The organism is Prevotella conceptionensis 9403948, assembly GCF_000312305.1.
In the GTDB taxonomy this organism is placed as follows: Bacteria; Bacteroidota; Bacteroidia; order Bacteroidales; family Bacteroidaceae; genus Prevotella; species Prevotella conceptionensis.
The window spans coordinates 32536-40680 of sequence record NZ_HE999445.1; the positions used below are offsets into that span (position 1 = coordinate 32536).

An 8145-nucleotide genomic window follows, 5' to 3' on the forward strand; every position below is an offset into this window, starting at 1 on the left:
GCCCTATGAAGCATTTAATTCTCCCCTCCATATTATATAAGGTGTGCCGCATGGGCACCCTCCTTTTGGCTTGTTCGCTGGTAACGGCCTGTTCGGGATGGTTTGATGTAAGCCCCAAGACCGACCTCAAAGCCGATGAGATGTTCTCTACCGAGTCGGGTTTTGAAAGTTCGCTCACGGGTATCTACCTGCTGATGACCGACCAAGGGGCTTACGGCGGCAACATGTCGTTCGGCTTGCTCGACCAACTGGCGCAACAATACGACTACATCCCCGACGGAGCCAACGACCGTGCAGCCATCTATAACTACGCCACGGCAACCTCGGATGGTTTCCGAACCAAGCAGAAGATTGCCCAATCGTGGTTGAAACTCTATAATGTAATTGCCAATTGCAATAACTATATTAAGTGGCTCGACCGCAATGGAGAGTCGGTTATACGCAATGTGAAGACGCGAAACACTTTCCGCGCCGAGGCTCTTGCCGTAAGGGCGTATTGCCATTTCGACCTGCTTAGGGCTTGGGGACCGTGGAAGTATGGTAAGGATGCGGCCGCAGCAGATGTGCCATGTATTCCTTATCGCATGGTGGCCGATAATTCTAAGCAGCCACTTTTGCCAGCGAAAGAGATTGTGAAATTAGCCTTGAAAGACCTAGATGAGGCCAAAACACTGCTGGAACATGAGAAAAAAATGCGCTTGGACAACAACGAACGCCAGTTCCGCTTTAACTATCATGCCGTAAACGCCCTCATGGCACGTATCTATTGCTATGCCGGCGATGCCACAAATGCCGTGGCCTGCGCGCAAGACGTGGTAGATAATTGCGGCCTGACGTTGGTTTCGAGCAACCAAGACGACCCAATCCTCTTCTCCGAGTGCATCGCTGCGCTTAACATCTACCACCTTAACGAAACCTTTTCGTCGCATTGGGCTGATGGTGAAAAGTACACAACCCAGTACTTTATCCGTTCAGAACGGTTCAACAGCTACTTTGAAGTGTCGGGCGACCGCCGCGAAGACATGCGCTCGAAGAGTTCAGCGTTCTACGAACACGCAGCAGCAAAGACCGCTTTGTCGCGTAAGTACAACACCAACCCCAAGGAGGCAGTGCCACTGATACGCCTGCCAGAGATGTATTACATCCTCTGCGAAATGACGCCAGACCTAACTCAGGCTGCCCGATTTCTCAATGCCGTGCGCAACAAGCGTGGCTATTCGCGCTCGCTTAACGTAAACTTCACCGACGAGGCTAGTCGCTTAAAGGCCTTAGACCGCGAGTTCCGCAAGGAATTTTATGCCGAAGGGCAGTATTGGTACTTCTTGAAACGCCACGGAATAACGGAGCTGTCCTACGATAACAGCATCGTTTTGTCGAAAGAACGTTTCGTGTTCCCACTTCCCGATGCAGAGAAAGAATATGGCTGGACCGCATCTCACGATGCACAAGCTGGCAAACAAACCCCACAAACCAACCCTTAAACCACGATGAAGATGAAGAATAAGTTTGGATATGTCGTTGCCGTGGCCCTTGGCTGCATGCTCTCTTCCGCTTGCAAGGAAGAAATGGTGCCACTTTATGCCGATGATGGCGACGGCGTTTACTTCAATTACGGCAACAAAGATGCACTTAACGCCACAGTAAACTTTGCCGACTCCATTCTCACCGCTCCCAAAGAAATTGGCGTTTCCTTAAAGCTTAAGTTGATGGGGCGCAATTCCGACCAACCCAGAAAGGTGGTTCTCAAGTCCAGAGCCGTGCAGGGCGTGGCCGAAGCCACCGTGGTTTGTCCCGAAGTGGTGTTCAAACCAGACGAAAACGAGAAGTCGGTGATGGTGTTGGCGCAACGTCCCTCATTGGTAGACAGCACCTTTAAGGCGGAAGTTTACATCGATGCCAGCGACCCAGCCTCGCAGATAGGCGAGGGGATAAAGGAGTTTCAGACTTTCACCTTGCATGTGAAGGAAGCCTATACCAAGCCGTCTCAATGGGACGGCATGGGTGGTTCGTACTTCGGAACATGGTCGGCTGCTAAACAAAAGTTGCTGGTTAAGGTGACGAAACGTAACAACTTCTACGCCGAGAACGACTATTACAAGTTTGTGCAGTGGAACCTCGCCGCCATAGATAGCCTTCGTCGTCAGCAACAGGCTGCCCCGCAAACGGCTATCGAGGTAGACATCCCCTTCACCAACGACAACACTTACGCCAAGCCTTGGTACTGGACATCGCTCCAAGACACCTATCTGGGCGCCTATCAGAGTGGTTCTTTCGTAGGACTTTGCAACAGCATGGACATCACTACGGCCAACGAATATGCCCAACTAGGGGGCAACGAGGCGGCGATGAAGGCTTTGAACCTGCGCGCGGTGAAACTGATGATGCAACGATACAACACTTTTTATCTGGACGGATGGCGACCGGGCAACAGCTACAAGGGCAGTTTCTACATCCCCATGTTGCCTAATGTGGCCTACGAAGTGGTTGAACCGCAGCCTTGGAAAGACGAACAAGGCGGCAAGGCGATGATAGAGAAATACTACGGACCCTATTCTGCGGCGAAATATCGCTTTATGATAAACGTGTGGCTTGCGCACAAAGGCGCAGATTTCGTGCTTAATCAGCTCTTCCCCGTGATGAACGAGTGGGGCGATGTGCACTGGGATGCCTCGCTTGGAGGCGAAGCGGCCATCAAGGCTTGCAACAAGTTGTTCCGCGAAAAGGCCGCACAAGGCTCTTATCCCTTTACGTTCCCCACTGTGCCATAAGGCAAGCGAGGGTATAAGAAGGTGTGTTTGGCGCACTAAACGATTGGTGCGCCAAACGCAAATCCATAAAATAACGTATAAATTAACTAGAAATGACGAATAATATAACCATACAGACGGTGAGTAAGCGTATGAGAACGCCTCTCCGTTCGCCTTGGAAAAGCGTTGGGAGCAAGGCCGCTTGCCTTTCTCTGCTTGTTGCCGGCATGTTCTCTTCCTGCTACGAAGACAAGGGAAACTATACCTACAACTTCGATGGAATGAACGCCATCGACACGCTTATATTCTCACCTGCCTCGGTAGAAACGCTTACGGGGCAGACCATTGAATTTACCCAGCCGCTCACTGCGGACGAAACGCACAAGCGCATCGAAGTGCAGGTGGGGCAAACGCTGTTGAAAAACACCGACCATCTGGACTTCCAATGGATTCGTTCTTATCAGAAAAACAAGGAAACTGTAACAGATACATTTACCACTAAGGGGTATCTGGATGTTGAACTGCCCGTGGGCAAGGCCACTCGTTTCACCGTTCACCTTAAAGTACACGACCGTAGCACGGGCCTTTCGCGCTATCAGAACTTTGCGGTAGCCACTCGTCCCATCTATAAAAACAGCCTTTTCTTCCTTCATGGCAAGGCGGGCAGCGTTCAGTTGGGCAATGTAGAGACGGTTGGTGCTGTTACCAACGTGCGCAGCGATGCCTATAAACTTATCTTTAAAGAAGAGAAAAACCCCTTTGCCGATGCCTATAAGCTGATGTTCCAATATGGATTGGTAGCCGAAGGTAGGGATTTCTTGAAGAAACAGAACTTTATTGTGTTTCTAAATAAGGGCGAAGTGAAGGCCTACGACCCCTTCGGATTAACCCCACGATACACGGCATACAAGGATTTTGTTGTGCCCGTGAGTGCACAAGGCGCTTTCTTGGCAGATAAGATTGGCATGACGGGCGACCCCTCTAACCAGTCAGACTTCTACTATATGTTGGGTAAGGACGGCCGTTTCTTAACGGCTCGCACCATTCCTTCTTTCAAAACGCCCGCCACCGAGGGTTCTGTGTCTAACTATAATGTTACCGCTGCCGCCATCACGGCAAGCCATTTCGTGCTGTGGGACGGACGTAACAACCGTTTCTTGTACGTAAGCAAAGACGATGGTTACGGCATTTGGGCAGAACAACAGGCGTATCAAGCACAGCTAAACAATCCTGTGCTGGATGCACACGTTGACTTCTCGGGACTTAAAGAAGGGCTTTCGCCCGTTGGGAAAAAGGCAATTTACGGCTATATTCAGTATCGCGAAAACTACGATAAGGCCACGCCTTACTTCATTTTCCGCGATAAAGCCGCCCCCAACTATTACCTCTACCAACTCACCTCAACGGCAACTGATGGCGATAAGGGCTCTGGCGGCAGTGGCGACGAACCTGCTTACACCATCAAGGGACAGAAACTAGAAGGCTTTACGCCCTCTTCTCTCGCCACTATCCTTTATAATACGTGGTTCAGCACCAATTATCTCTTCTATGCAGATGGTGCTGATGTGGTGCGATATAATGTGAACAACGGCGATAAGGCCGTGTTGTACAGTGCTCCTGCGGGCTATACCATCGCGTGTATGAAGTTCCGTTCGGAAGATACCTTTATTTATTCTACCGACTTAGGACGTTATCTGAGCATCGGATTGAATAATGGGGCCAACGGTGCCATTGCCGAAATTAAGCTCAATACGGCATCAGACGTGGACGAAACCTACACACCCTTGTTCTACGACAAGGATAGCGAGGGGCATAAACTGGGGAACATCCTCGATGTTCAGTTTGTTCGCGAGTATTCGTATGCGTTGCCAAGTAACAAATAAGGTGTTAAGTTGATGAAATTGTTAGTTGACTAGTCAACTAACAATCTCGTCAACTAACTCCCAATTTCACACTAAAAAAACATCCATTCATGTACAAATACATCTTCACATTCCTCTTCTCGCTCTTTGCCACCACGCTCTTAGCACAGCAATCAAGCAGTATCGAAGGCGAGATAGAAGGCATTTCCGAGGGGCAACTGCAACTTGTTGTACGCAGTTCGGAGAGCCGTTGGGAGCTCATCCACACGGTGGCGTTTGCCAACGGACGTTTCTCCATGCCCAATATAGAACTTACCGAACCGTTGCCAGCCCGCTTAATGGTAACTGGTTATCAAGGCGGTTTCTCGTTTTTTATAGAGCCTGGCACAGATTATCGCGCCCTTTGCGCGATGGCGAGGGCTGGTTTGTGCGCGGTAAAGGCTTGCAAGACACCGACAGGGCATACCAACAGAAGTGCCTAAGCCTAGTGCAAAGCGTGGCAAAGCTACAACAACGGGCCGATAGTCTTCGCAAAGCTTTGCGCTATGGTAGTGCCAGTAGGGTAAACGATACCATTGCCGAATTGCGAAAAACGTTGGAAAACGAACGCCTTAACTTTATTTCTGCTAACGATAACATCCTTTCCGCCAGTCTGCTTCTTCAAGAGGCAGAAAGCCAAGACGCCCCCTTGGAAACCTGCCAACAGCTTTATGCGCAGCTTGGCAGCAAAGCACAACAGAGCCGTAGCGGACTTATCTTGAAACAACGCATAGAACGTTTGCAGCAAGTGAGCAAGGGAAGTAAAGCCCCCGACTTTACTTTGCCTACCTCCGATGGCCGTAAATTCACCCTTAGCAAGATGCCCGGGAAGGTGAAAATCGTAGACTTTTGGGCATCGTGGTGCGGTCCGTGCAGGCTTAACAACCCCGTATTGCGCCAGCTATACGCCGACTTTCATGCCGCAGGACTTGAAATTGTGAATGTTTCGTTAGACGAAAAGCGCGACCGTTGGTTGGCTGCCGTTAAACAAGACCAGCTTACATGGACGCAGGTTTCTTCGCTTAAAGGCTGGAAAGACGAAGTGGCCAAAAGCTACAGCGTAACTGCCATTCCGGCAATCTTTGTGCTAGATGCCAACAACAACATCCTTGCAACGGGGCTGCATGGCGACGACTTGCGCAAGTTTGTCACCAACTTGTTTTCCAATAAGGCTGCAAAGTAGGGAGAGTGTTTGGCATTTGCAGGCTCGTAAGCTGTCAAAACAGCCGCTTGCTCAACTCGAATGTATAGAAAGAAACGTATTGCAAAACTTTTAAAATAGAAATAACAACATCCCATACAACATGAAAAAAGAACTTATATGCTTGTTGCTGTCCTGTGCAGGAGCTGCCGTTGCACAGCAAAACAGCAGCTATGTAATAAAAGGAACGATGACGGTAGACTCGTTGCGCTACACGCCCGAACGTATAAAGAAGGTGTATCTAACCCACGAAGTTCAAGGGCAAGACGTAGTTGTAGACTCTGCCACCGTTGAAAACGGGCGGTTTACCTTCAAAGGTGAAGCTCCTGGCGTACTTGCTCCTTATCGCATTTCGGGCTTTGACAATGGCACCGTGCAGCTGTTTCTCGAACCGGGAGAAATCACGGTGTTGCCTTTCGATGGTCGTTTTCCAGTAGGAGCGAGCGTAAAGGGCACGCCTGGCAACGACGTTCTCTTTGCTTATCAGCAATCGGGAAGTGGTGCCGTAGACATAGCCAAGCAGCGTATGGACAAGGTTTTGGCTAGCCTACCCCCCGAACAGCGTAACGATGAGAAGGCGTTTTATCCCTATCAGCGTGCCACATACTATGTAAACAGTTTGTCGCACCGCACAACTGCCATGCGTTTTGTGGCTCGTCACCTCGACTCTCCCGTAACGCTTTACATCATTAAATACGACCTTTTCAGGTTTTTCACGCCCCAAGTGCTGGAAGAAACCTACCTCAACGCCGTGCCCGCAGCCGTGCGTAAGCACCCCATGTATCGCGAACTAACCAACTTGGTGCGAGCAGCCAATTTGGAAGTGGGCAAACCTGCACCCGACATTGATGGCTTAACGCCTGATGGGAAACGACTTGCCCTGTCTGACCTGAAAGGGAAATACGTATTGATAGACTTTTGGGCATCGTGGTGTGCACCATGTCGCCGCGAATTTCCCGTTATCAAGCAAGCTTTGCAGGAAACACAAGGCAAGGTGCCTTTCATGGTGTTGAGCTATTCCATAGACAGTAAGAAGAAGGAGTGGACCGACTGCATAGAACGCAACAGCCTAACGCACGCCAACTGGCAACACATCTCTGCTTTGAAGGGATGGGGCTCGCCTGCGGCCAAGCTTTATAACGTTGAGGCCGTTCCGCGCACGGTGCTTATCAGTCCCGAAGGCAACATTGTAGCCTTCGACCTGCGTGGCGAACAGCTTATTGAGACCGTAAGGAAGATGAAGAGTACCGTTGCCAAGCGTGCTGATAGCCCAAAAGCTAAGGCTGATGCTACAAAGACTGTGGCCAACGAGGTGAAAGAGATACCCGACAAACCGCTTTACGAAGAATATCTAGCACTAGAACGCCAACGTGACAAGCAAATTGCAGAAGACCTTGCGAAACTTCGCAGCACTAAGGGCGAGGCATATCTCAACACGGCTGATGGTAAGATAGATGTTGAGGGCATTCGCCGTGCCGCCGATATTGGATGGACGGCCGAACGTTTCCAATTCTTGCTCGACCATAACACATCGCCCCTGATGCCCTTACTTGTGGAACGCGACATGCTGCCTATCTTTAATAAAGAATACGGCCGTCAGCTTTCGGCTGCTGTTGCTCCGCAGGTGCTTACGCACCCCTATGCCCGTTCGCTCGAAAATAGCGTGCGTTCGCGCAACCTCATGCAAGGTAGCGATGTGCCAGACATTGCCCTTCCGCTGGCCAACGGCACCGTTCGTCAGCTCAGCAACAGCTTGGGCAAGTTTGTATTGCTTACGTTCTGGGCATCGGGTTGCCCCACTTGCCAACGCGATTTACCCCTGCTTAAAAAGCTGTATGACGAAACTCGTGGCTCGAAAGACAAGTTCGAGATGATTGGTTTCTCGCTCGACAAGAACCCCAAAGACTGGAAAAAGGCCATGAAAACGCTTGGCATAGATGCCGCAGACTGGTTGCAGGCCTGCGACTTCAAGGGTAGTGCATCGCCTTCCGTTCGCCTTTTCAATGTTGGAGAAACGCCCACCAATGTGCTTATCGACCCAGAAGGCAAGGCCATCTCGTTGACTTTGCAGGGCGAAGAGTTGGTTACGCGAGTAAAACAAATTCTATCGGGCGACTTGTATTATCAGAAAGAGGAGCCTAAGAAATAGGCGTTAAGCCCTGTGCGCACTGCTAATGCGCACCGCATACAGGGTATAGGCGCGTTCTATAAAAGGGAGGAATGTTGCATTTCCACTTTTATAGAATGCGCCTATGTGCTATCATGTCAAATTGTTGTATTACTTTTACGCCAGTTC

General features: G+C 50.2%; 6 protein-coding genes. All 6 read left to right on the top strand.

The genetic code is table 11. The features are described 5' to 3' along the window. The first annotated feature begins 5 nt into the window (after positions 1-5). The 6 genes from BN93_RS04530 (at position 6) to BN93_RS04550 (ending at position 7998) form a co-directional block, all read left to right on the top strand. Positions 6-1481 (top strand): RagB/SusD family nutrient uptake outer membrane protein, encoded by a 1476-nt coding sequence (locus BN93_RS04530; protein WP_044259859.1) that lies wholly within the window; start codon positions 6-8, stop codon positions 1479-1481. Positions 1482-1493: 12 nt separating this feature from the next. Further along, the gene (locus BN93_RS04535) at positions 1494-2768 is read left to right on the top strand and encodes a DUF4843 domain-containing protein (protein ID WP_232211102.1); all 1275 of its coding nucleotides are present in this window, start codon (positions 1494-1496) and stop codon (positions 2766-2768) included. A 92-nt stretch (positions 2769-2860) separates the two neighbouring features. Next, positions 2861-4630, top strand: a complete 1770-nt coding sequence (locus tag BN93_RS04540; protein ID WP_044259860.1) for a PKD-like family lipoprotein — start codon at positions 2861-2863, stop codon at positions 4628-4630. A gap of 89 nt (positions 4631-4719) precedes the next feature. After that, positions 4720-5091 carry a DUF4369 domain-containing protein gene (locus BN93_RS18430; RefSeq protein WP_232211103.1) on the top strand — a complete coding sequence of 124 codons (372 nt, stop codon included), beginning with the start codon at positions 4720-4722 and terminating at the stop codon, positions 5089-5091. A gap of 14 nt (positions 5092-5105) precedes the next feature. Next, positions 5106-5831: a TlpA family protein disulfide reductase gene (locus tag BN93_RS04545; RefSeq protein WP_232211104.1), complete on the top strand. Its 726-nt coding sequence runs from the start codon at positions 5106-5108 to the stop codon at positions 5829-5831. A gap of 121 nt (positions 5832-5952) precedes the next feature. Further along, complete coding sequence (locus BN93_RS04550) at positions 5953-7998, top strand: TlpA disulfide reductase family protein (RefSeq protein WP_019187161.1); 2046 nt, start codon at positions 5953-5955, stop codon at positions 7996-7998. The last annotated feature ends 147 nt before the right edge of the window (positions 7999-8145 follow it).

Excerpts from the sequence above, each read along its gene's own strand:
- BN93_RS04530 (WP_044259859.1), top strand. The coding sequence starts at position 6 with ATGAAGCATTTAATTCTCCCCTCCATATTATATAAGGTGTGCCGCATG.
- BN93_RS04535 (WP_232211102.1), top strand. The coding sequence starts at position 1,494 with ATGAAGAATAAGTTTGGATATGTCGTTGCCGTGGCCCTTGGCTGCATG.
- BN93_RS04540 (WP_044259860.1), top strand. The coding sequence starts at position 2,861 with ATGACGAATAATATAACCATACAGACGGTGAGTAAGCGTATGAGAACG.
- BN93_RS18430 (WP_232211103.1), top strand. The coding sequence starts at position 4,720 with ATGTACAAATACATCTTCACATTCCTCTTCTCGCTCTTTGCCACCACG.
- BN93_RS04550 (WP_019187161.1), top strand. The coding sequence starts at position 5,953 with ATGAAAAAAGAACTTATATGCTTGTTGCTGTCCTGTGCAGGAGCTGCC.